The sequence below is a fragment of the Massilia pinisoli genome, from assembly GCF_024753285.1.
Lineage (GTDB): Bacteria > Pseudomonadota > Gammaproteobacteria > Burkholderiales > Burkholderiaceae_D > Telluria > Telluria pinisoli.
In genome coordinates this window covers 149,101-175,017 of sequence record NZ_JANUGW010000012.1, presented here as the reverse complement: position 1 = coordinate 175,017, position 25,917 = coordinate 149,101, and the positions used below count along the sequence as shown (strand labels likewise).

Sequence of the window (25,917 nt, the reverse complement as noted above, 5' to 3'; positions counted from 1 at the left end):
AGTGACCCTCCAAAAGCGCGATTTAAATCGGAAAAATCGGAACCTGACAAGCTGATGTTCCAATAGTTGTAGAAAAGGCAAAAAGGGCTAGCATGCGTTCGCATACCCTGACGGCTTTTTCCACTAAAGGAGCAGCATGCACTCTCTTCGTATTTTTGGCAGCCGCCTGGTCGTTACCGCGGCCATGGGCGCCATTCTTGCTGCGTGCGGCCGGCACACCGGCGACAGCGCCACGACGACACCGCCCCCGCAATTCAGCGCCGAAGTCATCCGCACGACGCACGGTGTCGTCCACGTCAAGGCAGCCGATTTCCGCAGTCTCGGCTACGGCCTCGCGTACGCGTACGCGCAGGACAACCTGTGCATGTTCGCCGATTCGCTGTTGACCGTACGCGGCGAACGTTCGCAATATTTTGGTGGCGAGGCCCACGCCACCGCGCGCAAAGGCGACGAATACGGCGCCGCCAGCGGCTTCATGGACCTCAAGAACGAGGACAGCGATTTCTTTTTCAAAGGCTACCTAGACGTCGACCAATTGCGCGCCGGCTATGCAGCAGGCGCCAAGGAGCCGCGCGACCTGCTCGAAGGCTATGTCGCGGGTTACAACCGCTACCTGAAGGAGAATGCTGGCAAATTCCCGACCGCCTGCAACGGCGCAAAGTGGGTCAAGCCGATGACGGTCGAGGACATCTATCTCGTGCTGGCCGAGAAAGCGTTGCACGCGTCCGGTGAAGCGTTCGCGAAGGAAGTGGTGGCCGGCGCCCGTGATGCGAACGCGACGGTCGCGGCGCGCGGGCCGCAGCGCAAGCTCGATCCCGCCTTCCTGCTCGCGCGGCTGGACAAGACCGTGCACCAGGGCTTCGGCAGCAATGCGCTGGCCGTCGGCAAGGACCTGTCGGCCAGCGGCCATGGCCTCCTGCTCGGCAATCCGCACTTCCCATGGACGAGCACCGACCGCTTCTACCAGGCCCACCTGACCGTGCCCGGCCGCTACGACGTCATGGGCGTCGTGCTGGGCGGCATGCCCATCGTCGCCATCGGCTTTAACAAGGACGTGGCCTGGTCGCACACCGTCACGGCGGCCACGCATTTCACGACGTTCAGGCTGGCCCTCGATGCGGGCGACTCGACGGGCACGACCTATCTGATCGACGGCGAAAAGAACAAGATGACGTCGAAGACAGTGTCGGTCGACGTCTTCATGCCGGATGGTACGACAGCCAAGCACAGCAAGACGTTCTACTTCAGCAAGCAAGGCGCCGTGATCGTCAAGCCGGAAGCGGGCCTCGCGTGGACCAGCACGACTGCGTACGTGCTGGCGGACCCGAACCGCGGCAACACGCGCATGCTCGAGCAATGGCTGGGGATCGGCACATCGACGAGCGTGCAGACGCTCAAGGCGTCGCTGGACGCCGTCGTCGGCCTGCCGTGGGTGAACACCGTCGCGGCCGACCGCGCCGGCAACGCGCTGTATGCCGATGCGAGCGTCGTGCCCCGTGTCACGACGGACAAGTTCGCCGGCGACTGCCTGTTGCTGCCCGCCCTCGTGCTGTTCGACGGCTCGCGCAGCGTCTGCGCGTGGGGCCAGGACGCGAATACGCCGCCCGGCATTTTCTCGCCGGCGAACGGGCCGGCTATGCTGCGCACGGACTACGTCGGCAACTCGAACGACAGCTATTGGCTGACGAACGCCCGTTCCCTGCTCACTGGACCGCCGCCGCTGGGGTATTCACCGTTGTACGGCAAGGTCGGCGTCGAGCAGCGCCTGCGCACGCGGATCGGTTTCATCCAGTTCGAGGAGCTGGCCCAGCAGGGCCACAAATTCCAGCTGTCCGACTTGCAGACGCTCGTGTTCGCCGACCGCATCTACGCCGCCGAGCACGTCTTGCCTGACTTGCTGGCCGCCTGTCCGGCCGACGATGCGACTCTCGTCCAGGCCTGCGCCGTGCTCGCCGCGTGGGACCGCCACGCGAACCTCGACAGCCGGGGCGCCGTGCTGTTCCGCGAATTCTGGAGTGCGGCAGCGCAGATCCCGAACAAGTGGAAAGTGCCGCTCGACCCGACCGACCCCGTGCACACGCCCAACGGCGTGGCGCCCGCCGCGCTGCCGGCCATGTTCGCGGCGCTGAAGAACGCGGCGTCGCAGCTGCAATCGCTGAGCATCCCCCTCGACGGCAGGCTGGGCGATTACCAGGGCGAGACGCGCAACGGCGTGCGCACGCCGCTGCACGGTGGCGTGGGCGACATCGATGGTTCGTACAATTCTCTGCGGATGAGCACGGGCCTGACGGCCACCGGCTACAACAACGTCTACTGGGGCACGAGCTATGTGCAGACGGTGACGTTCGACGACGCCGGCCCCGTCGCGCAGGCGATGCTCGTGTATGGCCAGTCGACGGATCCCACGTCGCCGTATTACGCGGACCAGCTGGGGCCGTATTCGCGCAAGGAGTGGACGACGTTGCCCTTCAGCGAGACGAGCATCGACGCGGACCCGAACCGCACGCGCATGACGTTGACCCATTGACGCCGTTCACGCCTGGGACAGCGGTGCCGGGTCCTGGGCGACGGCCGTCGCGGTCTTGCTCCGCGTGATGCTTTCGCCATCCCCGCGGCGCAGGCGCGCAAAGACGATCGACGACAGCATCGTCATCACGGCCAGCGTGAGGAAGGCGTGGTGCAGGGCTTTCGTGACCATCACCTGGTCCGTCTGCGGCACGCGGCCCAGGAACCACGCCGTCACGAGCGAGCCGGCGGCGAGGCCGAAGCTCATCGACAGTTGCTGGAACGACGACGCGATCGTGCTGGCCATGCTGGAGTCCTTCGATTCGACGTCGGCATACGCGAGCGTGTTCATGCTCGAGAATTGCAGCGAGTTGAAGAAGCCCTGCAGCAGGCCGATGCCGGCGATCGCGTACCACGGCGTGGCCGCGCCGACGAGCGAAAAGAGACCGATCGTCAGGCCGATGCAGATCGTGTTGACCACCAGCACTTGGCGATAGCCGAAGCGCGCGAGCACTTTGGGCGCGATCAGCTTCATGCCCATCGCGGCGGCCGCGGTCGGCATCATCAACAGGCCCGATTGCCACGGCGCCAGCTTCAAGCCCAGCTGGTACAGCAACGGCAGCAGGAACGGCAGGCCGCCGATCCCGAGGCGCGTGATGAAGCCGCCCAGCACGGACAGGCGGAACGTGCGCACCTTGAACAACGCCAGGCGCAGCAACGGGAACTGGGCCTGGCTCGCGTGCCACGCGTAGGCCGCGAGCAGGGCGACGGACAGCGCCAGCATCAGGCCGGCCGTGATGGGGTCGAGCGTGTGTTCGCCGAACACTTCCAACAGCCACGACAAGATTGCCGTGCCCGAGCTGAACAGGATGAGGCCGATCACGTCCAGCGGGCGCGGCTCGGCACCGTGGTAGTCCGGCATGTGGCGCCAGACGAGGTAGAGCGCGAGCAGGCCGACGGGTACGTTCACGAAGAAAATGGCGCGCCACGATGTCACGTGGACGATCAGGCCGCCGACCGTCGGCCCGAGCAGCGGTCCGATCAGCGCGGGCAGGATCACGAAGTTCATCGCGCCCAGCAATTCGTTCTTGGGAAACGTGCGGATGATCGACAACCGCCCCACTGGCATCATCATCGCGCCGCCCAGGCCTTGCAGCAGGCGCGCCGCGACCATCATCGGCGCGTTCAGCGACAGCCCGCACAGCACCGACGCCAAGGTGAAGATCGCGATCGCCGTGCCGAACACGCGCTTCGTGCCGAAGCGGTCGGCCATCCAGCCGCTCACGGGGATGCCGACGGCAAGGCTGAGGATGTAGCTCGTGACGACGGATTTGAGGCTGAGCGGCGTGACGTGCAGGCTGGCCGCGATGCTGGGGACGGCCGTGTTGACGATGGTGGCGTCGAGCTGCTCCATGAACAGGGCAGCCGCCACCAGCCAGGGGAGGTAGCGCTTGATGGTGTCGGTATCGGTCATCGGATTGTCTGATGCGACGCTCGGGGCAGGCGTCGCCCGTCCCGATTGTCACATAAATCGCACATTGCCGACTTGTACCGGACGTGCGATCAGTAGTGGTACGCCGCCTTCACCATGAACAGGTTCACGCCGCCGTTCGGATGCTTGATGCCGCCGTTCGAGTAATGCTGCAGGCGCGCACCCAGTTCCCATTTGTTGGCGAACACATAGCCGACGCCCACGTGGTCGGCGAATTCGTACGCCGTCGACAGCTGGCGGTGCGTGTTGCGGTAGACGCTCGAGAACAGCGCGGCGCCGATGCCGGCGTCGGCGTAGAGGCCCAGCTTGTCGTCCGCTTCCCAGCGGAACACGGGCGTGATGCCGATCACGGCCAGGTTCTTGCGGCTGCCCGGCACGTCGAGCCACTGGTTGGCGCGCCAGTACGCAACGTTCGCGTCCCAGTAGCCGGACAGGTGGTAGCCGCCGGCCGGCAGCCAGTTCTTGTTCCAGTCTTTCTGCACGGCGAGACGGACGACCTGCACGTGTTCGCCGCCGCCGAGTTCGATCGACGACGAATCGAACATGCCGTCGGCCGCGTGGCCTGCCTGCATCGCGGTCAATGCGGTCACGGCCGCCAGGTAACGCATCATTTTTTTCATGGACATTGCCTTTGCTGTAAAAGGGAGCCGTGCAAGCGAAAGGTCACGGCAAGACCGCTATTGTAGCGAGGTCGTTGCAAGGGCGTGGTGAGCCTGTCAATTGTTACAATATGGGCAATGGATACTCGTGAGGAAGCAATGACGTTACCGACCGTGGCATTTCTCGGCATCGGCCTGATGGGCAAGCCGATGGCGACCCGGCTGGCTGAGGCCAACTATCCCCTGCGCGTGTGGAATCGCACGGCCGCCAGGGCCGAGGCCTTGCGCGCGACCGGGGCCGAACCGCATGCCGAGCTGGCGGATGCCGTGCGCGGTGCCGCCATCGTGATCTCGATCCTGGAAGCGGGCCCCGTCGTCGGCCAGGTCATCGACGATGCGCTGCCGGCACTCGACAAAGGCACGCTGTGGATCGACATGAGTTCCACGCGCCAGGACGAAGCGCTGGCGTTCGCCGCGCGTTTGCACGATGCCGGCTGCCGCTTCGTCGACGCGCCCGTATCGGGCGGCGTGGGCGGCGCGGAAGCGGGCCAACTCGCGATCATGGCAGGTGCCGATGCGGCCGACTATATGCAGGCCGAACCCGTGCTGCGCGCGCTGGGGACGCCGAAAGCCGTCGGCCCCGTCGGCAGCGGCCAGGTGGCCAAGTTGTGCAATCAATTGATCGTCGGGGCCACCATCAACGTCGTCGCGGAGGCGCTGCTGCTGGCGGAAGCGGCCGGTGCCGATCCGGCCGCCGTGCGCGAAGCGATCCGCGGCGGCTTTGCGAGCAGCCGCGTGCTGGACGTGCACGGCCAGCGCATGCTCGAGCGGAATTTCATGCCGGGCGGCCAGGTCAAGACGCAGCTGAAGGACCAGCGCAACATCCTCGCCGCCGCCAGCGCCGCCGGCGTCACCTTGCCCGTGACGGAATTGGTGACGCGGCAGTACGAAACCATCGAAGGCGACATCCCGTCGGCCGACCACGCCGCGGGCCTCATCGCGCTGGAGCGGATGAACCCGGGCAAACGCCTCGGCACGGCCGAGGACAAGCTGCCGTAATCAGGCCGATCTCAACGGCAGGCTCATCTCGACCAATCGCGCCCAGTAGCTGGCGCCGATCGGCAGCAGGTGGTCGTTGAAGTCGTAGCTGCCGTTGTGCAGCTGGCACGGTCCGAGGCCGTGGCCGCGGTGCCGATGGTCGCCGTCGCCGTTGCCGATGAAGACGTAGCAGCCCGGCTTTTCCTGCAGCATGAACGCGAAGTCCTCGGCGCCCATCGTCGGTTCGACGTTCGTGTCGACGTTGTCGCTGCCCACCACCGCGCGCATCGCCTCGATGGCGAACGCCGTCTGTTCCGGGTGGTTGATCAACGGCGGGTAATTGCGCTTGAAGGAGAAATCGATGGTGGCGTTAAAGCCCGCCGCGAGGCCCTGCGCGATCTCGTTCATGCGCCGTTCGATCAGGTCCAGTACGCTCGTTGCAAACGTGCGCACGGTGCCGATCATGACGGCTTCGTCGGGGATGACGTTCGTGGCGCTGCCCGCATGGATCTGCGTGATCGACAACACGGCCGTGTCGAGCGGGTTCTTTTCGCGCGAGATGATGGTCTGCCAACCTTGCGCGATCTGCACGGCGACCATCACCGGGTCGATGCCGCGGTGCGGCTGCGCGGCGTGCGCGCCCTTGCCCTTCACGACGACGCGGAACTCGTTACTGGATGCCATCATCGGCCCCGCGACGACGCCGAAGCTGCCCGCCTTGATGCCCGGCCAGTTGTGCATGCCGTACACGGCTTCCATCGGGAAGCGCTCGAACAAACCGTCGTCGATCATGCGGCGCGCGCCGGCGCCGCCTTCTTCGGCCGGTTGGAAAATCAGGTAGACGGTACCGTCGAAGTTGCGGTTCTGAGACAAATAGTGGGCTGCACCCAACAGCATCGTTGTGTGCCCGTCATGACCACAAGCATGCATCTTGCCGGCATGCCGCGACGCGTGCTCAAATGTGTTGAGTTCCTGCATCGGCAGGGCGTCCATGTCGGCGCGCAGGCCGATGGCGCGGTCGGAGGTGCCGTTCTTGATGATGCCGACGACGCCCGTCACGCCAAGACCGCGGACGACGGGGATGCCCCAATCGGTGAGGCGCGCGGCCACCACGTCGGCCGTGCGTTGTTCTTCGTAGCAGAGTTCCGGATGGGCGTGGATGTCGCGCCGGATCGTTTCGAGCTCGGCTTGGTAAGCGAGGATCGGTTCGACGAGTCTCATTCTGTGCTCTCCATATGCTGTGATGCCTCGTAGGCATGCATCTATTGAACTATTGTAGCCCTTCCATCATGTGCAACGCCAGGGTCGCCACGGCTGCCGCCGGAATCGTATAAAGTGCTGGTTTATCGACGTTTTTCAGGATGAATCCGATGACCAAGACCATCGTCCGCGGCGCCTGCCCGCATGACTGCCCCGACACCTGCGCGCTCCTCGTGACCGTGGAGGACGGCGTGGCCACGGAGGTCAAGGGCGATCCGGATCATCCGACGACGGGTGGCGTGTTGTGCACGAAGGTCTCGCGCTACCTCGAACGCACGTACCACCCCGACCGCCTGCTGTACCCGATGCGCCGCGTCGGCAAGAAGGGCGAGGGCAAGTTCGAACGCATCACGTGGGAGCAGGCGCTCGACGAGATCGCGAACCGCCTGCAACCCATCGCCGCGCGCGACCCGCAAGCGATCCTGCCGTACAGCTATGCCGGCACGATGGGCCTCGTGCAGGGCGAGGCGATGGCCATGCGCTTCTTCCACACGCTGGGCGCGTCGCTGCTCGACCGCACCGTATGCGCGAACGCGGGCGCCACGGGCTACAAATACACGATCGGCGGTTCGATCGGCACGGACACGGAACAGTTCCAGGATGCGAAGCTCGTCTTGATCTGGGGCGGTAATCCGATCGCGTCGAACCTGCACCTGTGGACGCGCCTGCAGGAAGCGAAGCGCCGCGGCGCGAAGCTGATCGCCATCGATCCGTATCGCTCGCTGACGGCGGAAAAATGTCACCAGCACATTGCGGTGATGCCGGGCACGGACGCCGCGCTGGCGCTGGGCATGATGCACGTGCTCGTGAAAGAGGACCTCCTCGACCACGACTACATCGAGAAATACACGTTCGGCTTTGCGCAACTGAAGGATCGCGTGGCCGAATGGACGCCGGAGCGGACCGCGCAAACGTGCGGCATCACGGTCGATGAAGTCGTCGATCTCGCGCGCGAGTACGGCCGCACGGCGCGCGCGGGCGAGCCGGTCGCGATCCGCATGAATTACGGCATGCAGCGCGTGCGTGGCGGTGGCATGGCCGTGCGCACCATCGCGTGCCTGCCCGCGCTCGTGGGCGCGTGGCGGCATGCCGCAGGCGGCGTGCAGCTGTCGACGTCGGGCACGTTCCCGGCCGATAAAGTCGCGCTGCAACGCCCGGACCTGTTGCGCGGCAAGCTCCCGCGCACGATCAACATGAACACGATCGGCGCCGACCTGCAGAAAGAGGCGTCGCCGGCGTTCGGTCCGAAGATCGACGCCGTCATCGTCTACAACTCGAACCCGCTCGCGATCGCGCCCGATTCGGCGCAGGTGCAGCGCGGCTTCGAACGTGAAGATTTATTTACCGTGGTGCTGGAACACTTCCAGACCGACACCGCCGACTACGCGGACATCCTGCTCCCGGCCACCACGCAGCTGGAACACGTCGACGCGCACCTCGCGTATGGCCACCTGTACATGATGGCCAATAACGCGGCGATTGCGCCGCTGGGCGAAGCGAAACCGAATACGGAAATCTTTCGCCTGATCGCGAAGCGCATGGGCATGAACGACCCGGTCTTCGACGAGACGGACGACGAACTGGCCGCGAAGGCATTCGACAAAAAACACGAGCGCGCCGTGCACTTCGACTGGTCGTCGCTGAAGCGCACGGGCTGGCAAAAGCTGAACATGCCCGCCGCGCCGTTCGCCGAAGGCGGCTTTTCCACGCCGTCCGGCAAGTGCGAGTTTTATTCCGCGGCCATGCAGGCCGACGGCCTCGATCCGCTGCCGACTCATATTCCGAACTATGAGTCGGTCGCATCCAACCCCGAACTGGCTGAGAAATATCCGTTGGCGATGATTTCTCCGCCGGCCAGGAACTTCCTCAACTCAACCTTTGTCAATGTCCAGAGCCTCCGCGCAACGGAAGGTGAACCTCACCTGGACATCCATCCCGTCGATGCGGCCTCCCGGGGCATCGCAGACGGCGAGATGGTGCGCATCTTCAACGACCGGGGCGCGTTCGTCGCGCGCGCCCGGGTCACCGCCCGCGCGCGGGCCGGCCTCGTGGTCGGCCTGTCGATCTGGTGGAAGAAGCTCGCCAGCGACGGCAAGAACGCCAACGAAGTCACCAGCCAGCGCCTGACCGATATGGGCAGGGCGCCCACCTTTTACGACACGCTGGTGCAGGTTGCTAAAGTATCGGAAAGCGCCGCACCATGATCTGGACCTATGAAACTCAATCGAATCACCCCGTGGTTCCGCTCCGTGCTGATCGCAGGCACGGCAGCGGGGCTGCTGGCCAGCTGCTCGACGCTGAACTACTACACCCAGGCGGCCCAGGGCCAGCTTGAACTCCTGTCGGACGCCCGTCCGATCGACGACTGGATCGCCGACCCCGGCACCAGTACCAAACTGCGCCATCGCCTCGAGACGGCGCGCCAGATCCGCCGCTTCGCAGTTGCCGAAATGGCTTTACCCGACAACAACAGCTATAAAAACTACGCTGCGCTGAAGCGGCAATATGTGCTGTGGAACGTCGTCGCCACGCCCGAGCTGTCGCTGCATCCGCTGCAATGGTGCTTCCCCGTGGCCGGCTGCGTGAACTACCGCGGCTACTACAGCAAGGAGGCGGCGGACTCGTATGCGAAGGAGTTGCGCGCCGCGGGTGACGACGTCGAGGTCGGCGGCGTGGCCGCGTATTCCACGTTGGGCTGGTTCAGCGACCCCTTGATCTCCACGTTCATCAATTACCCGGACGGCGAACTGGCCCGCATGATCTTCCACGAACTGGCGCACCAGATCGCGTACGCGCAGGGCGATTCGCAGTTCAACGAATCGTTCGCGTCGACGGTGGAAGAGGTGGGTGTCGAGCGCTGGATGGACCGTTTCGGCAACCAGCAGATGCGCGACGCCTATGCGCGCTACCGCAGCCGCAAGAAGGATTTCCTCGGCCTGTTGATGAAGTACCGCAAGGCGCTCGAGCAGAACTACGCGGTCGTCGACCGCAGCGATTCCGAAAAGCGGGTCGTCAAGGCGCGTTTGTTCCAGGAACTGAAGGACGAGTACCAGATCCTGAAGGGCAACTGGGGCGGTTATGCGGGTTATGATCGCTTCTTCGACCAGCCGCTCTCGAATGCCCACCTCGCGTCGATCGCGACCTACGAAGACTTCGTGCCCGCATTCCGTGCGTTATTACAACGCGAAGGCAGCTTCCCGAAGTTTTATGGCGCCGTCAAACGCCTGGCCGAGATGGACCGCTCGGACCGCCACCGGATCTTGAACGCGATGGTGCCGCCGCTCGTGGCCGCACCCTTGATGGTGCAGCGTAGCGAAATGCGTCCGTAGCTATTTAGATCAAACATCGGTAGAGTCGTTGTTCGAAAACCGCAAAAGTGCTTGCGTCTGGGCGCGCTGCCCGATAGCATCTTGTTTAGTAATATCAGCACGACCGTGCGATTTTTTCGGTCGTGCGATAAGCAAGCGATTTGGCGGGGCTCAGAACGATAACGACACTGGAGACAGAGGCACCGATGGACAAGATTTGGCTCAAGGCTTATCCGCCCGGCGTGCCGGCGGAAATCGATCCCGACCAGTATGGCTCGTTGGTGCAGCTGCTGGAGGAATCGTTCCGCAAGTATGCGACGAACAACGCGTTCGTCTGCATGGACAAATTCCTCACGTACGGTGAACTGGACGGCATGTCGAAGCGCCTCGCGGCGTGGCTGCAGAGCCGCGGGATGAAGCCAGGCGCGCGCGTGGCCGTCATGATGCCGAACGTGCTGCAATACCCGGTGGCGCTGGCAGCGATCCTGCGCGCCGGCTATGCCGTCGTCAACGTGAACCCGCTGTACACGCCGCGCGAACTGGAACACCAGCTGAAGGACTCGGGCGCCGAAGCGATCATCGTGCTCGAGAACTTCGCGCATACGGTCGAGCAGGTGCTGGGCAAGACGGCCGTGCGTCACGTCGTCGTGGCCAGCATGGGCGAATTGCTGGGCGGCGCCAAGGGCATGCTTGTCAATTTCGTCGTCCGCAACATCAAGAAGATGGTGCCGGACTTCTCGATCCCGCACATGGTGCCGTTCAAGGACGCGCTGGCGCAGGGCGCGAAGATGCCGTTCCAGCCGGCGCAGAGCACGGGCAGCGACGTCGCGTTCCTGCAGTACACGGGCGGCACGACGGGCGTGTCGAAGGGTGCGACGCTCACGCACCGGAACGTCATCGCCAATGTCCTGCAGATGGAAGCGTGGTCGCAGCCGGCGTTGAACCAGCCGCCCGTCGTCGAATTCCAGACCATCGTGTGTGCGCTGCCGCTGTACCACATCTTTGCGCTGACGGCGTGCGCGCTGTGGGGCATGCGCGTGGGCGCGCTGAACATCCTGATCCCGAACCCGCGCGACATCCCGGGGTTCATCAAGGAGCTCAGGAAGTACCGCATCAACATGCTGCCCGCGGTGAACACGCTGTACAACGCACTCGTCAACCACCCCGATTTCAAGAGTGTCGACTTCAGCGCGCTGAAGGTGTCGAACGGCGGCGGCATGGCCGTGCAGCAGGCCGTCAACGACAAGTGGAAAGCGATCACCGGTACCAACATCATCGAAGGCTACGGCCTGTCGGAGACGTCGCCCGTCGCCACGTGCAACCGCTGCGACATCGCCGCCTTCACGGGCACGATCGGCCTGCCGGTGCCGTCGACGGACATCGCCATCGTCGACGACGACGGCAAGCCGCTGCCGGTGGGCAGCGTGGGCGAGATCGCGATCCGCGGCCCGCAGGTGATGGCGGGCTACTGGAACCGTCCGGACGAGACGGCGAAGGTCATGACGGCGGACGGTTTCTTCAAGTCGGGCGACGTCGGCATCATGGACGAGAACGGGTACGTGAAGATCGTCGACCGCAAGAAGGACATGATCCTCGTGTCGGGTTTCAACGTGTATCCGAACGAACTGGAAGCCGTGATCGCGGCGCATCCGGGCGTGCTGGAATGCGCGGTGGTCGGCGTGCCGGACGAGCATTCCGGCGAAGCGGTGAAAGTGTTCGTCGTGCGCCGCGACCCGAACCTGACGGCCGACCAGCTGATGGACTACTGCAAGCGCGAGTTCACCGGCTACAAGAAGCCCAAGTACATCGAATTCCGCGACGAGCTGCCGAAGACGAACGTCGGCAAGATCCTGCGCCGCGCACTGCGCGAGGAAAAGCAGGCGGCGTAACGGCAGTGGCAGTGCGCGCGAACCGCCCGTTTGCCGGGCGGTTTTTTTGCGCATACGAATTGAATGATTGAGAACTAGCGAGGCAATGACATGGACAAATTCTGGCTGAAGTCGTACGAGGCGGGCGTCCCGGCGGAGATCGACTGGACGCAGTACCGCTCCCTCACGCACCTGCTGGAGGACTCCTTCCGCAAGTACGCCAACCGCAAGGCTTTTGCGTGCATGGGCAAGTCCATGACGTTCGCGGAGCTGGACAAGCTGTCCGGCGCGATGGCCGCCTGGCTGCAGCAGCGCGGCCTCGAGCGCGGTGCGCGCGTGGCGATCATGCTGCCGAACGTGCTGCAGTATCCGGTGGCGATGGCCGCCATCCTGCGTGCCGGCTACACGATCGTCAACGTCAACCCGCTGTACACGGCCCGCGAGCTGCAGCACCAGCTGAACGACTCCGGCGCGGAAGCCATCGTCGTGCTGGAAAACTTCGCGCACACCGTCGCCGAAGTGGCACCGCACACGAAGCTCAAGCACGTCATCGTGGGCAGCATGGGCGACCTGCTGGGCGCGAAAGGCATGCTCGTCAACTTCGTCGTGCGCACCGTGAAAAAGATGGTGCCGGCGTGGTCGCTGCCGTCCGCCGTGCCGTTCAAGCGCATGCTGGCCGAGGGGGCGCGCCTGTCGCGCAAACCCGTCGAGTGCGGCCACGACGACATCGCCTTCCTGCAGTACACGGGCGGTACGACGGGCGTGTCGAAGGGCGCGGTGCTGAAGCACAAGAACGTGATCGCCAACGTGCTGCAGAACGAAGCGTGGTTCGCGCCCACGCTCGCGAAGATCCCGGCCGGCGATACGCCGCAATTCGTGTGCGCGCTGCCGCTGTACCACATCTATGCGCTCACCGTGTGCGCGCTGATGGGCCTGCGCGCGGGCGGCACCAACATCCTGATCCCGAACCCGCGCGACATCGGCGGCTTCATCAAGGAGCTGAAGGGCTACCGCGTCAACGTCTTCCCGGCCGTGAACACGCTGTACAACGGCCTGCTGAACCATCCCGATTTTGCGAGCGTCGATTTCTCCGGGCTGCTCGTGTGCCCGGGCGGCGGCATGGCCGTGCAGAAGGTCGTGGCCGACAAATGGCTCGCGGTGACGGGCGCGCCGATCGTCGAAGGCTACGGCCTGTCGGAGACGTCGCCGGTGGTTGCCGCGAACCGCTGCGACATCAAGGAATTCACTGGCACGATCGGCTATGCGCTGCCGTCGACGGAGCTGCGCATCATCGACGAGGCGGACAACGAAGTCCCGTTCGGCACGGCCGGCGAGATCGCCGTGCGCGGCCCGCAGGTGATGGCCGGCTACTGGCAGCGTCCCGACGAGACGGCGAAAGTCATGACGCGCGACGGCTTCTTCAAGACGGGCGACATCGGCGTGATGAACGAGTCCGGCGCCGTCAAAATCGTCGACCGCAAGAAGGACATGATCCTCGTCTCCGGCTTCAACGTGTATCCGAACGAAGTGGAGGACGTCGTCGCCTCGCATCCCGGCGTGCTCGAGGTGGCGTGCGTGGGTGTGCCGGACCAGCATTCGGGCGAGGCCGTCAAGCTGTACATCGTCAAGAAGGACAAGGGCCTGACCAAGGACGAGGTCATGGATTATTGCAAGGAACAGCTGACCGGCTACAAGCGCCCGCGGTACATCGAGTTCCGCGACAGCCTGCCGAAGACGAACGTCGGCAAGATCCTGCGGCGCGAGTTGCGCGACGAGAAGCAGCCGGCCTGATTAGACCGCGGTAATTTCCACCCCAGGCTTCCCATCCGCGACCCGGAAGGCCGCAAGCTCGCGCTGTGCGGTCTTCGGGTCGCGCACCTCATCCAGTCCCAGGAAGCGCGTGCGCGTCTCGCGTGGCGTGATCTCCATCAGCATGTAACCCCGCTTGTCGCTGCGTCCGTACTTGATGTGCGGGTTCATCGCCACGTATTGCGACGTGCGCTGCTGTGGACGCGAATTCGACGTGATGGACGTGCCGACGAATTCCGTCGCGACGACGGGGTTCGAGGTCGACACGGGCCGGTCGAAATCGCGCCGCAGCTCCGTCGCGTAGAACGTGTGCACGTCCCCGCCCAGCACGAGCGGGTTCGCGGCACGCGTGTCCACGAGCGTGTCGAGCAGGCGCCGGCGCGCGGCCGGATAACCGTCCCAGCCGTCCGTCCAGAAGCGGCCGGCCTCCGTTGGCGTGACCGGAATCTGCGACGACTGCGCCATCAAGGTCTGCTGCGCGAGGATGTTCCAGCGCGCCCGCGACGACCCCAGCCCGGCCTTCAGCCACGCTTCCTGTTCAAGCCCCAGCATCGTGCGGCGCGGGTCGAGCAGGTCGGGGCAGGCGCGCGGCGTCACGGAATTCGAGCCGCCGTGCCCCGGATGCGGGCACGCCTCGTACGCGCGGTACTGGCGGTCGTCCAGCACGTGGAAGCGCGCGAGACGCCCCCAGTCGTAGCGCTGGAACATCCGGACGTTCGCGAAGCTTGCCGGTGGCGGCAGGCGCAGCGGCATGTGCTCATAGAAGGCCTGGTAGGCGGCCGCGCGCCGCTGCCAGAAATCGGGCGCGAGGCGCTCGTCGCGGTCGGCCGCGTAATCGTTCGCGACTTCATGGTCGTCCCACGTGACGATCCACGGCGCGGCCAGGTGGGCGGACTGCAGGTCGGGGTCCGTCTTGTATTGCGCGTAGCGGCGGCGGTAGTCGGCAAGCAGGAAGGACTCGTCCTGGCGCACGATGCGCACCCCCGGTGCCGGATGGTGCAGCCGGTATGCGCCCCATTCGTAGATGTAGTCGCCGAGGAAGGCGACGAGGTCCGGATTCGCCTGTTCGATGTAGCGGTGCGCCGCATAGCTGCCGAATTCCCAGTGCTGGCACGACGCGACGGCCAGCTTGAGCGACTCTGGCATGCTGTCCGGCGCGGGCGCCGTCCGCGTGCGGCCGACGGGGCTGACGGCATCGCCCAGCATGAAGCGGTACCAGTACCACCGGGCCGGCTGCAGGCCCCGCACGTCGACGCGCACGCTGTGCGCCAGTGCCGGTGTCGCGACGGCGCTGCCCTGCGCGACGATGTTGCGGAACGCCCCGTCGTGCGCCGCTTCCCAGCGCAAGGTGAGGGCGAGCGGAGGCGTCTTTGTCGCATCGAGCGGATCGTATGCGACGCGCGTCCACAGGACGACGGCATCCGGCAGCGGCGACCCGGACGCGACGCCGAGGCTGAACGGATAGCCGGCCCCGTTCGACGGCCTGGCGAGCAGCAGCGACGGCGACGCCGCCGTGGAAGCAGCCGCCAGCCGCGCGGCGTTCAACAGGAACAGGCGGCGCGGCCAGGTCATCGGGACAATGCGTTTAGTGCGAGATCAGCGATTCGAGAGGCGGCAGCTGGCGCGGCTTGCGGTCCGGGCCGGTGGCGACATAGGTCAGCGTGGCTTCCGTCACCTTGACGACGTCCGTCTGCAGGCGGTTGCGCTCCGCGTACACCTCGACGTAGACGGTGATCGACGTATTGCCGACCTTGACGACGTCGGCGTAGAACGACAGCAGGTCGCCGACGAACACGGGATTCTTGAACAGGAAGGAATTCACCGCGATGGTGGCGACGCGGCCGTTGGCGCGGCGCACGGCCGGCAGCGAGCCGGCGACGTCGACCTGCGCCATGATCCAGCCGCCGAACACGTCCCCGTAGACATTCGCATCGGACGGGGCGGGCATCATCCGCAACACGGGCATCTTTCCTTCAGGCAGGCGGGTGATGGACGGGGTCGGGTTTACTGGCTCGGTCATCTTAGAATCTCGGTAAAGGCTACAATCGTCTCCGATTGAACCATAAATTTCCGAGCCCTGCCATGCGACGCTCTTCTTCGAACACCCCACCGCCCGCCGTCGACCCGAACGCGAAACGGAACGACTGGGCCACCATCGCCACCCTGATGCCCTATCTGTGGGTGTACAAGTGGCGCGTACTGGCCGCGCTGATCTGCCTCGTCGGCGCCAAGATGGCCAACGTGGGCGTGCCGCTCGTGCTGAAAAAGCTCATCGACGCCCTGACGATCAGCCCTTCCAATCCGCACGCGCTGCTCGTGCTGCCCCTCGGCGCGCTCGTCGCGTACGGCGCGCTGCGCTTTTCGACGACGCTGTTCACGGAGCTGCGCGAATTCCTGTTCGCGCGCGTGACGCAGCGCGCCGTGCGCACGATCGCGCTGAAAGTGTTCCGCCACCTGCACGCGCTGTCGCTGCGCTTCCACCTGAACCGCCAGACGGGCGGCATGACGCGCGACATCGAGCGCGGCACGCGCGGCGTCAGCTCGCTCGTGTCGTATTCGCTGTTCTCGATCCTGCCGACGCTCGTCGAGATCACGCTGGTGCTGGGCTACCTCGGCACGCATTACGATGCCTGGTTCGCCGGGATCACCGCCATCGCGCTCGTCACCTACATCACGTTCACCGTCACCGTCACGGAATGGCGCACGCACTTCCGCCGCACGATGAACGACCTCGATTCGAAGGCGAACACGAAGGCGATCGACTCGCTGATCAACTACGAGACGGTGAAGTACTTCGGCAACGAGGACTACGAGGCGCAGCGCTACGACGAGGGCTTGCAGAAGTACGAGCAGGCTGCCGTGCGCTCGCAGACGTCGCTGTCGTTCCTGAACAGTGGCCAGTCGCTGATCATCGCGGCCGCGGTCACCGCGATCCTGTGGCGCGCGACGCAGGGCGTGATCGACAAGACGATGACCCTGGGCGACCTCGTGCTCGTGAACTCCTTCATGATCCAGCTGTACATCCCCCTGAACTTCCTCGGCGTGATCTACCGCGAGATCAAGCAGAGCCTCGCCGACATGGAGCGCCTGTTCGGCCTTCTCGAACAGAACCGCGAAGTGGCCGATTCGCCCGATGCGAAGCCCCTGGTGACGCACGGCGCGAAGGTCGAGTTCTCGCACGTCGACTTCAACTACGACCCCAAACGCCAGATCCTGTTCGACGTCGACTTCACGATCCCGGCCGGCACGACGACGGCCGTCGTGGGCCACAGCGGCTCGGGCAAGTCGACCTTGTCGCGCCTGCTGTACCGCTTCTACGACGTGCAGGGCGGCGCGATCCGCATCGACGGCCAGGACGTGCGGAACGTCACGCAGGATTCGCTGCGCCACGCGATCGGCATCGTCCCGCAGGACACGGTGCTGTTCAACGACACCATCGAATACAACATCGCGTACGGCCGCCCGGGCGCGAGCCGCGCCGACATCGTGGCGGCCGCGCGCGCCGCGTCGATCCACGACTTCATCGAAACCCTGCCCGACGGCTATGCGACAATGGTGGGTGAACGCGGCCTGAAATTGTCCGGCGGCGAGAAGCAGCGGGTCGCCATCGCGCGCACCTTGCTGAAGAACCCCGCGATCCTGATCTTCGACGAAGCCACGTCGGCGCTCGATTCGAAGTCGGAGCAGGCGATCCAGGCGCAGCTGAAGGAAATCGCGAAGCAGAGAACGACGCTCGTCATCGCGCACCGCCTGTCGACGATCGCCGACGCCCACCAGATCCTCGTGCTCGACCACGGCCGCATCGTCGAGCGGGGCACGCACGCGTCATTGATCGCGGCGGATGGCCTGTACCGGCAGATGTGGGACCGCCAGCAGGCAAGGCAGGACGAAGACCTGGCGTCACCGCCCGTCGAAGTGGTACAAGACTAGGATTGAAGAGAATGGAAAAACAGATCGTCGAGATCGACATGGCGGACGTAGGCCACGGCAACCAGGCCTGGATCGGCGCGCTGGAAGCGGGCAAGGTGCTGTACTTCCCGAATTTCGGGCAGCACGGCTTCGCGCCGCAGAAGGAAGAACTGGCGCTGTTCCGCGAAGACATCCGCGACCCCAAGACCCGCAACATCAGCCTCTCCGCCAGCGGCGACCTGAAAGGCGTCGTCGGCGACGACGCGACGAAGGCGCTGATGGCGGGGATGATCGGGCGCTTTCGCGCCGAGGCGGAAGGCCTGCTCGCGAACCTCGTGCCGCGCTACGGCGAGCATCTGCGTCGCGGCGCGACGAGCTTCCGGCCGGCCGTCGTGCAGAACCGCGCGCAGTCGTGGCGCGCGGACGACCGCCGCATGCACGTGGACGCGTTCCCGTCGCGCCCGAACTACGGCGAGCGCCTGCTGCGCGTCTTCACGAACGTGAACCTCGAAGGCGAGCCGCGCGTGTGGCGCGTGGGCGAACCGTTCGAGGACGTGGCACGCCGTTTCCTGCCGAAGGTGAAGCCCTACTCCGCGTGGCAGGCGAAGGTGCTGAATGCGCTGCACGTGACGAAGTCGCTGCGCAGCGAATACGACCACATCATGCTGCAGCTGCACGACGCGATGAAGTCGGACCTCGACTACCAGAAGAACGCGCCGCAGGTGACGTTCAACTTCCCGCCGGGCTGCGCGTGGGTGTGCTTCTCCGACCAGACGTCGCACGCCGTGATGGCGGGGCAGTACATGATGGAGCACACGTTGCAGCTGTCGCCCATGCACCAGTACGACAAGGATGCGAGTCCGCTGGCGATTCTGACCAGGATGCAGGGGCATGCGCTGGTGTGAAGTCGGGGGCTACCAGTGAGCAGGCTTGCGGATCGGTTTCTTCCTGGTCGGGATGATGTCTGGTAGCTGCGCCGCAGCGAGAACATCGTCGCCGAGATGAGCGAGCGTCCAGTCGGCCTGCTTGGCCAGCGATCCACTGGGCCGGCGATGTGTCGTGATACCCGAAATGACGGGACGAATCGGCATCACGACGCCACGCATGATATGCGGGAAATCGGATCGCAGCGCTTCGAGCGCCGGCTCGGCATCGCTGTCGTTCGATACCAGGACCACCCGGTCGTATAACCCTCGGCATGCATCGCGATACATGTGCAGGGCGAGGTTCACGTCCGTCTTCTTTTCTTCGAGTTTCCAGACCCGCGTACGCAATGTCCGGTCGCAAGGCTGGCCGGGTACGTAGACCGGCAGCAGTGTGCCGCTTCTGTCGAACGAGTGCGTGCCATAGATCGTTTCGAACCGGTCATCGTATCGTGATTTCAATGCGCGGTGATAGGCAGCCTGTGCTTCGACCGATGCGTTGCCGTGGCTGGCGAAGGTGGCCAAGGCCGGCGCCATGAACAGATAGACCTTGGCCAGTTTCTCGTTTTGATCGCGCTGGATGAGCAGGTCATCGAACAGTTTGACCAGGTCCAGCCATTTGAAAGCCATACCGCGCAACCTGCCGTAGTAGAGGTTGTAGCCGTCGACATAGACTGCGGTATTTCTAGAAGAGGTTGAGTTCGACGTCACGTCGCAAACCTTCAGATGTGAAAAAGCCGCCCCGAGGAGCGGCTGTTTCGTCCCAAACGAGAGCCAACTGAATGACACCGCAAGGGAGGAGTGGTTCAGATATGGTCACCGATCCCGAAAATGATGTCAAGGGCGTTCAGTAACATCCGATGAGATAGCATTAGATGAGCAGCAACTCCTTCCCCCGCACCCTTAAAATCTCCGCCACCCGCGCCGCCACCGGCGACAGATAGCCATTCTTGCGATACGCGAGCCCAAGGCGCCGCTTCATCTGCGTTTCGGGGAGCACCACCTCGCGCACGCGCGCGCGGCCGGCCACGAGGTTGTAGCGCGTGACGAAACCCAGCAGCGACGTCTTCTCCAGCACGGGCAGGATCGCGTTGAGCACGTTCGGTTCGATCTGCACTTGCGGCCGCGCCAGGCCGTGCCGCTCGAAGGTCTGGTCCAGCCATTGGCGCGACGCGACCGTCCGTGCCGGCAGCATCCATTGATAATCCAGCAGGCCGGCGAGCGTGCAGGGCCCGTCGAACACGGGATGGTGTTCGCTCGCCATCACGACCACCGTGTCTTCCGCGATCTGTTCGCAGGCGATCTCCGCGTCGCCATCCACCATCGGTCCCACCGCGAGGTCGACCTCGCCGTCCGCCAGCGCCGCCAACAGGTTGTCGTTCATGGCCACGGTCAAGGTGACCGAGATCGCCGGCGCTTCGGACAGCAACTGCCCGAATACGCGCGGCATCAGGTGTTCGGCCAGCGTGGGCAGGCAACCGATGCGGACCTCGCCCCGCAGCCCGTCCGCGTGATCCTGCATTTCACGCGTCGTCTCTTCCACCATCAGCGTCATCTGGCGCGTGCGCTTCAGCAGGACCTGGCCGGCGGCCGTCAGGCGCATGCCGCGTCCATCCTTTTCGAACAGCCGCGCACCCAGCGATTCCTCCAGGCGGTCGATGCATTTCGTCAGCGCGGGCTGCGTGCGGTGTACGCGCTCGGCGGCGCGCGCCAGGTTGCCTTCGGTGGCGATGACTTCGAAATACTTCAAGTCGCGGAAGTCCATGACATATTCCCGAAAGTTTAAGAATTAGAAAATTAAGTGAATATACATTATGAATCACGCTTCCTATACTCGGCTCATTCATCACCGCGAGGATTTCATGAGCCATTCCACTCCCCCCGACGTGATCCGCGACATCGAGCGGATCGCCCCCGACCTGGTCGCACGTGCCGCCCACTATCCCTCGTCCATCCTGGCTGACGTCGCAGGCCGCCGCGGCGCGCTGTCCAGCCGCATCGCGCCGTTGTCGCCCACGATGCGCCTCGCGGGACCGGCGCTGACGATCGACGTCCGCCCCGGCGACAACCTGATGATCCACGCCGCGATGGCGCTGGCCAAGCCCGGCGACGTCCTCGTCATCGACGGCAAGGGTGACGAATCCTGCGCGCTGATGGGCGAGATCATGGTGTCGCAATGCATGGCGATCGGCATCGCCGGCATCGTCGTGTACGGCGCCGTGCGCGACACGGAAGCCATCCGCGCACTGGGTTTTCCGATGTACGCGATCGGCGCCAACCCGAACGGCCCCACCAAGCTGGTGCCGGGCCGCGTCAACTGGCCGGTGTCGGTGGGCGGCGTCACGGTGAACCCGGGCGACCTGGTGGTGGCCGATGCCGACGGCGTCGTCGTCGTCGAACCGGCCAAGGTGCCGGCCGTGCTGCAACTGGCCGAGAAGAAGCTCGCCGACGAGACGGCGCGCATCGACGGCATCCGCAGCGGCAAGCAGCTGCGCCCGACGTGGCTCGACACTGCGCTGCGCAAGGCCGGGGTGCTGGCCGAAGGGGAGACGCTGTGAGCGCCATCCTCGCCCCGCAAACCCGGCGCGACGTCGTGCTCGTCACGGGTTCCGACCTGGCCGAGCAGGCCGTCGCGCTGCTGTCCGGCTTCGACATCGTCTATGCCGGCAAGACGCCCGACGAGGACTGCCTCGTCGACCTGTGCCGCCAGCACGAACCGGTCGCGATCATCGTGCGCTACGGCCGCATCACGGCGCGCGTGATCGATGCGAGCCCGCGCCTGCGCGTGATCTCGAAGCACGGCACCGGCATCGACACCATCGACAAGGACGCCGCCGCCGCGCGCGGCATCGCCGTCAAGGCGGCCGTCGGCGCCAACGCGCCCGCGGTGGCCGAGCACACGTGGGCGCTGATCCTCGCGTGCGCCAAGGACGTGCCGACGCTCGACCGCCGCATGCACGACGGCCACTGGGACAAGGCGACGCACAAAAGCCTGGAACTGCGCGGCCGCACCTTGGGCCTCGTTGGCCTGGGCGCGATCGGTGCGCGCGTGGCCGCGGTCGGCCGTGCGATGGACATGCGCGTGATCGCCAACGATCCGTTCGCAACAGCCGCGCCCGACGGCGTCGAGCTGCTGCCGCTGGCCGACGTCATCGCGCAGGCCGACGTGCTGTCGCTGCACTGCCCGCTCACGCAGGACAACGCCAACATGCTGAACGCGGCCAGTCTCGCGACGATGCGTCCCGGCGCCATCGTCGTGAACACGGCGCGCGGCGGCCTGATCGACGAGGCGGCGCTGGCCGCTGCGCTGACGAGCGGCGCCCTGCGTGCGGCGGGCCTGGACAGTTTCCAGGTCGAGCCGTTCGCGGCCGGCCATCCCTTCACCGGTATTCCCAACGTGATCCTGTCGCCGCACATCGGCGGCGTGACGAGCGATGCCTACGTCGGCATGGGCACGGCCGCGGCGCGCAACGTGCTGGCGGTGCTGCAACAAGACGCCTGACCGTACCAAATCGACCCCAAGCGCGCACGAAGACGCGTATAACCATTACAGTGCAGGAGACATATGAGCGATCTCAACCACGACGCCGGCCTCGAAGCGGCCACCATGCACAAGGTGATCTGGCGTCTCATCCCCTTTTTGATGGTCTGCTACCTGCTGGCCTTCATCGACCGCGGCAACATCGGCATGGCATCGCTGCAGATGAACCACGACCTCGGCCTCACGCCGAAGGTCTTCGGTTTTGCCGGCAGCCTGTTCTTCTTTTCGTATTTCCTGTTCGAAGTGCCCAGCAACCTGGCGCTGCAGAAGTTCGGCGCCCGCAAGTGGATCGCCCGGATCATGATCACGTGGGGCACGGTGTCGGCATGCATGGCGCTGGTGCAGGGACAGAACTCGCTGTTCGTCATGCGCTTCCTCCTAGGCGCGGCCGAAGCGGGTTTCTTCCCCGGCGTCGTGCTGTACCTGACGTACTGGCTGCCCGCGGCCTACCGCGCCCGCATCATCGCGATCTTCATGGTCGCGATCCCGATGGCGAGCTTCATCGGTTCGCCGATCTCCGCGCTGCTGCTGCAGGCCGACGGCCTGCTCGGCCTGCGTGGCTGGCACTGGCTGTTCATCCTGGAAGGCCTTCCCACGATCGTGCTGGGCGTCGTCTGCCTGTTCTTCCTGACCGACCGGCCGGAACAGGCGACCTGGCTGAGCCCAGCGCAGCGCCAGTGGCTGACCGCGCGCCTGGAGAAGGAGCGGCTCGAGAAGGAAAAGAAGGCGGCGGTCGCCCATGCGCCACTGTCGAAGATGTTCCTCAGCAAGGAAGTGCTGGGCATGGCGCTCGTCTGCGCCACCGCGTCGTCGGCGGGCACGGTGCTGGGCGTATGGCAGCCGCAGCTGATCAAATCGTTCGGCCTGACCATCATGCAAACCGGCCTGCTGAATTCCGTGCCCTACATCGTCGCCGCGGTGCTGATGGTGTGGTGGGGCCGCCGCTCGGACCGCAAGGGTGAACGCCGCTGGCATACGGCCATTCCGCTCGCCCTGATCGCCGGCGGCATGCTGAGCACCTTGTTCATCACCGCGCTGGCACCGACGATCGTGCTGCTGTCGTGCATCCTGATCGGCGCCTATGCATTCAAGGGCCCGTTCTGGGCACTGAGCTCCACCTGGCTGCCGCCCACGTGGACGGCCGGTGGCCTGGCCTTGATCAACGCGATCGCGAACCTGATCGGCGGCGGGCTGATGGTCAATGCCTACGGCTGGATCAAGGAGGGCACCGGCAGCTATGCGCTGGCGCTGCTGCCGATCGCCGTGCTGTCGGTGGCCAGCATCGCCACCTTGCTCGTGCTGAGCAGTAGCTCCCGGCAAGCTGCACGCAACGCCGCCGCCAAGGCCGCCGTCTAGCCTTCCGTTCCACACCCTTTGTTTTCACCGGCGGTCCGCGGAGGACGGCTTGCGTCCCCGCGCCGCCAAATCGCATTCATAACCATAAACGAGACAGTGATGACGAAATCCATTCTGATGCTGGCCCTGGCGGCCGTGATTCCGGCCGCCGCCCATGCGCAATCGGCGGTCCAGGTCTACGGATCGATCGATGGCGGGTTACGCTACCAGACCAACGTCGACGCGGCGGGCAATGGCCTGTTGTCGACGACGTCCGGCAACTATTACCCGAACCGGTTGGGCTTCCGCGGCAAGGAGGACCTCGGCAACGGCTTGAACGCGCACTTTCAGCTCGAGAGCGGCTTCAACGACAAGACCGGCGCGCTGGACAACACGAACAACGTGCTGTTCAACCGTACCGCGGCGGTCGGCCTGGGCGGCGCCTGGGGCTCGATCGATCTCGGCCGGCAGTACACGGTCGCGTTCCGGGCCGAGAAATTCCTCGATCCCTTCAACCACAACTACACCTCGATCACGCCGCTGTCGTCGGGCGCGGGCACGAGCCTGCCGGCCGCGGCGAAGACGGCAGGCCTCTCCGCATCGTCGAACTCGGGAACGCGCTTCAACAACGACGTCCAGTACACAGGCACGTTCGGCGGCCTGACGGTGCGCGCCGAGTACGCACCGGGCGAAGTCGCGGGCGATGCGGGCAAGCGCACCGCCCGGGGCGCCGCGTTCAGCTACACGGGCCACACATTGCTGGCCGCCGGTGCCTACATTCGCAAGCAGACGCCGACCGGCTTCACCAATAACATGTTCGTGGCCGGTGGCGGGTTCAAGCTGGGCGCCATGACGGTCAAGGGTGGCTTGTCGCGCGAGCGCCAGGACACCGCCACCGCGGGCACCTACCAGAACGGGACGCGCTTTGGCGGCATCAGTTATCGGATCAACCGTCCGATCGAAGTCACGGCGGCCGTCTACCGGTCGGATTACGACAGCAGGGCCGGCACGGGCCGGCGCGACCTGTTCCTGGCGGGCGCGACGTATGCCTTCTCCAAGCGCACCAACCTGTATGCGGAGTTCGACGTCAACCGCTACGACGGCGCGCTGATTCCCTCGACGAAGCAGACGTTCCAGCGCGGCACGTCGGTGGGCGTGATGCACCTGTTCTGACAAAAAAAACGGCCGCGCGATGCGGCCGTTTTGTCGTTGGAACGACGATCAGTACGTGTAGAACATCCGCTGAATCTCTTTGGTGTCGTTCGTCCTGGTCAGCGCCAGCATCAACAGGATGCGTGCCTTCTGCGGATTCAGCGTGTCGGCCACGACGAAGTCCAGCTGGTCGTCGTTGGCTTCGCCGTTGCGCGCCACGATGCCCTGGCCCACGCGGCTCGCGCGCACGATGACCACGCCTTTTTCACGCGCGGCCGACAGGGCCGGGCGCACCTTGTTCGGCAGGCTGCCGTCACCCACGCCAGCGTGGATCAGGCCCTTGGCGCCGGCGGCGACCAGCGCGTTGACCGCGGTCGGGCCCACGTTCGCGTACGTGTAGGCGATGTCGACCTGCGGCAGCGCGTTCAGGTTGCTCACGTCGAATTCCGTGTCGACCGTGTGCTTGCGGGTCGAGACGCGGTAGAAGTGCGGCTGGTTGCCCACCACGTAGCCCAGCAGGCCCAGTTCCGTGGACTTGAACGTGTCCGTCGTCGTCGTGTTGGTCTTGCTGACGTCGCGCGCGGCGTTGATCTGGTCGTTCATCACGACGAGCACGCCCTTGCCGATGGCGTCCTGGCTGCCGGCGACGAGGACGGCGTTGTACAGGTTGATCGGGCCGTCGGCCGAGATCGCGGTCGACGGACGCATCGCGCCCACCACCACCACCGGCTTCTTGCTCTTGACGACGAGGTCGAGGAAGTACGCCGTTTCCTCGATCGTGTCGGTGCCGTGCGTGATCACGATGCCGTCCACGTCCGGCTTGGCCAGCAGCGTGTTGACGCGCTTGGCCAAGGTGAGCCAGTGCTCGTTGCTCATGTTCTCGCTGGCGATCTGGAAGACCTGCTCGCCCGTCACGTGCGCGACCTGCTTCAGTTCCGGCACGGCCTTGATCAAGTCATCGACGCCGACCTTGGCGGCCGTGTAGCCGACCGTCGTCGTGCTCGTGGCGCCGGTGCCGGCGATGGTGCCGCCGGTGGCGAGGATCACCACGTTCGGCATGCGTCCAGCGGCATGCGCGGTCGCTGCGCACAGCATGAAGAGAACCAGTGCGAACCAGGTGCGTATGGATTTCAAAAACATTTTATCTCCTTTTTTAACAATTTTTGGAAGGCAAAAAA

The 25,917-nt window shown here is 65.1% G+C and carries 20 protein-coding genes; 12 read left to right on the top strand and 8 right to left on the bottom strand.

The features are described 5' to 3' along the window. The first annotated feature begins 136 nt into the window (after positions 1 to 136). The gene (locus tag NX784_RS17375; protein ID WP_258817948.1) at positions 137 to 2,527 is read left to right on the top strand and encodes a penicillin acylase family protein; all 2,391 of its coding nucleotides are present in this window, start codon (positions 137 to 139) and stop codon (positions 2,525 to 2,527) included. Positions 2,528 to 2,533: 6 nt separating this feature from the next. Here the strand turns inward: NX784_RS17375 and NX784_RS17370 are convergent, their stop codons facing one another. Continuing rightward, the gene (locus NX784_RS17370; RefSeq protein ID WP_258817947.1) at positions 2,534 to 3,979 is read right to left on the bottom strand and encodes an MFS transporter; all 1,446 of its coding nucleotides are present in this window, start codon (positions 3,977 to 3,979) and stop codon (positions 2,534 to 2,536) included. Positions 3,980 to 4,068: 89 nt separating this feature from the next. Next, on the bottom strand, positions 4,069 to 4,617 hold the full coding sequence (locus NX784_RS17365; protein ID WP_258817946.1) for an acyloxyacyl hydrolase: 549 nt from the start codon (positions 4,615 to 4,617) through the stop codon (positions 4,069 to 4,071). A 138-nt stretch (positions 4,618 to 4,755) separates the two neighbouring features. On the opposite strand from NX784_RS17365, the gene NX784_RS17360 reads away from it, so the two are divergent. Next, complete coding sequence (locus NX784_RS17360; RefSeq protein WP_258817945.1) at positions 4,756 to 5,655, top strand: NAD(P)-dependent oxidoreductase; 900 nt, start codon at positions 4,756 to 4,758, stop codon at positions 5,653 to 5,655. On the opposite strand, the gene NX784_RS17355 is transcribed toward NX784_RS17360, so the two are convergent. Beyond that, positions 5,656 to 6,855 carry a M20 aminoacylase family protein gene (locus tag NX784_RS17355; RefSeq protein WP_258817944.1) on the bottom strand — a complete coding sequence of 400 codons (1,200 nt, stop codon included), beginning with the start codon at positions 6,853 to 6,855 and terminating at the stop codon, positions 5,656 to 5,658. A 149-nt stretch (positions 6,856 to 7,004) separates the two neighbouring features. Here NX784_RS17355 and NX784_RS17350 point away from each other — a divergent pair, with 149 nt between their 5' ends. The 4 genes from NX784_RS17350 to NX784_RS17335 all read left to right on the top strand — a co-directional run bounded on the left by NX784_RS17350 (position 7,005) and on the right by NX784_RS17335 (position 13,861). Then, positions 7,005 to 9,098, top strand: coding sequence for a molybdopterin-containing oxidoreductase family protein (locus tag NX784_RS17350; protein ID WP_258817943.1), 2,094 nt, complete (start codon positions 7,005 to 7,007; stop codon positions 9,096 to 9,098). 9 nt (positions 9,099 to 9,107) lie between these two features. Further along, positions 9,108 to 10,223: an aminopeptidase gene (locus NX784_RS17345; RefSeq protein ID WP_258817942.1), complete on the top strand. Its 1,116-nt coding sequence runs from the start codon at positions 9,108 to 9,110 to the stop codon at positions 10,221 to 10,223. A gap of 185 nt (positions 10,224 to 10,408) precedes the next feature. Next, positions 10,409 to 12,091: a long-chain-fatty-acid--CoA ligase gene (locus NX784_RS17340; protein ID WP_258817941.1), complete on the top strand. Its 1,683-nt coding sequence runs from the start codon at positions 10,409 to 10,411 to the stop codon at positions 12,089 to 12,091. A gap of 90 nt (positions 12,092 to 12,181) precedes the next feature. After that, complete coding sequence (locus tag NX784_RS17335) at positions 12,182 to 13,861, top strand: long-chain-fatty-acid--CoA ligase (protein ID WP_258817940.1); 1,680 nt, start codon at positions 12,182 to 12,184, stop codon at positions 13,859 to 13,861. Here NX784_RS17335 and NX784_RS17330 read toward each other — a convergent pair whose 3' ends face one another. Further along, positions 13,862 to 15,451 (bottom strand): alkaline phosphatase D family protein, encoded by a 1,590-nt coding sequence (locus NX784_RS17330; RefSeq protein ID WP_258817939.1) that lies wholly within the window; start codon positions 15,449 to 15,451, stop codon positions 13,862 to 13,864. It abuts the gene before it with no gap. 13 nt (positions 15,452 to 15,464) lie between these two features. Continuing rightward, positions 15,465 to 15,899 carry an acyl-CoA thioesterase gene (locus tag NX784_RS17325; protein ID WP_258817938.1) on the bottom strand — a complete coding sequence of 145 codons (435 nt, stop codon included), beginning with the start codon at positions 15,897 to 15,899 and terminating at the stop codon, positions 15,465 to 15,467. A gap of 62 nt (positions 15,900 to 15,961) precedes the next feature. Here NX784_RS17325 and NX784_RS17320 point away from each other — a divergent pair, with 62 nt between their 5' ends. Next, positions 15,962 to 17,809 (top strand): ABCB family ABC transporter ATP-binding protein/permease, encoded by a 1,848-nt coding sequence (locus NX784_RS17320; RefSeq protein WP_258817937.1) that lies wholly within the window; start codon positions 15,962 to 15,964, stop codon positions 17,807 to 17,809. A gap of 11 nt (positions 17,810 to 17,820) precedes the next feature. Beyond that, entirely contained in the window at positions 17,821 to 18,693 is an 873-nt protein-coding gene (kdoO, locus tag NX784_RS17315; protein WP_258817936.1) for a Kdo hydroxylase KdoO, read from the top strand. 9 nt (positions 18,694 to 18,702) lie between these two features. On the opposite strand, the gene NX784_RS17310 is transcribed toward kdoO, so the two are convergent. After that, a complete protein-coding gene (locus NX784_RS17310; RefSeq protein ID WP_258817935.1) occupies positions 18,703 to 19,422 on the bottom strand; it encodes an NYN domain-containing protein in 720 nt (239 codons plus the stop codon). Between the two features lie 160 nt (positions 19,423 to 19,582). Then, the gene (locus tag NX784_RS17305; RefSeq protein ID WP_258817934.1) at positions 19,583 to 20,476 is read right to left on the bottom strand and encodes a LysR family transcriptional regulator; all 894 of its coding nucleotides are present in this window, start codon (positions 20,474 to 20,476) and stop codon (positions 19,583 to 19,585) included. 97 nt (positions 20,477 to 20,573) lie between these two features. On the opposite strand from NX784_RS17305, the gene NX784_RS17300 reads away from it, so the two are divergent. The 4 genes from NX784_RS17300 (at position 20,574) to NX784_RS17285 (ending at position 24,760) form a co-directional block, all read left to right on the top strand. Further along, entirely contained in the window at positions 20,574 to 21,269 is a 696-nt protein-coding gene (locus tag NX784_RS17300) for an RraA family protein (protein WP_258817933.1), read from the top strand. Then, positions 21,266 to 22,213 carry a hydroxyacid dehydrogenase gene (locus tag NX784_RS17295; RefSeq protein WP_258817932.1) on the top strand — a complete coding sequence of 316 codons (948 nt, stop codon included), beginning with the start codon at positions 21,266 to 21,268 and terminating at the stop codon, positions 22,211 to 22,213. Before NX784_RS17300 ends, NX784_RS17295 begins: the two co-directional genes overlap by 4 nt. Positions 22,214 to 22,276: 63 nt before the next feature. After that, positions 22,277 to 23,608: an MFS transporter gene (locus NX784_RS17290; RefSeq protein ID WP_258817931.1), complete on the top strand. Its 1,332-nt coding sequence runs from the start codon at positions 22,277 to 22,279 to the stop codon at positions 23,606 to 23,608. A 99-nt stretch (positions 23,609 to 23,707) separates the two neighbouring features. Continuing rightward, positions 23,708 to 24,760 carry a porin gene (locus NX784_RS17285; protein ID WP_258817930.1) on the top strand — a complete coding sequence of 351 codons (1,053 nt, stop codon included), beginning with the start codon at positions 23,708 to 23,710 and terminating at the stop codon, positions 24,758 to 24,760. A 48-nt stretch (positions 24,761 to 24,808) separates the two neighbouring features. Here the strand turns inward: NX784_RS17285 and NX784_RS17280 are convergent, their stop codons facing one another. Beyond that, positions 24,809 to 25,834 carry a type II asparaginase gene (locus NX784_RS17280; protein WP_258817956.1) on the bottom strand — a complete coding sequence of 342 codons (1,026 nt, stop codon included), beginning with the start codon at positions 25,832 to 25,834 and terminating at the stop codon, positions 24,809 to 24,811. Between the last annotated feature and the right edge of the window lie 83 nt (positions 25,835 to 25,917).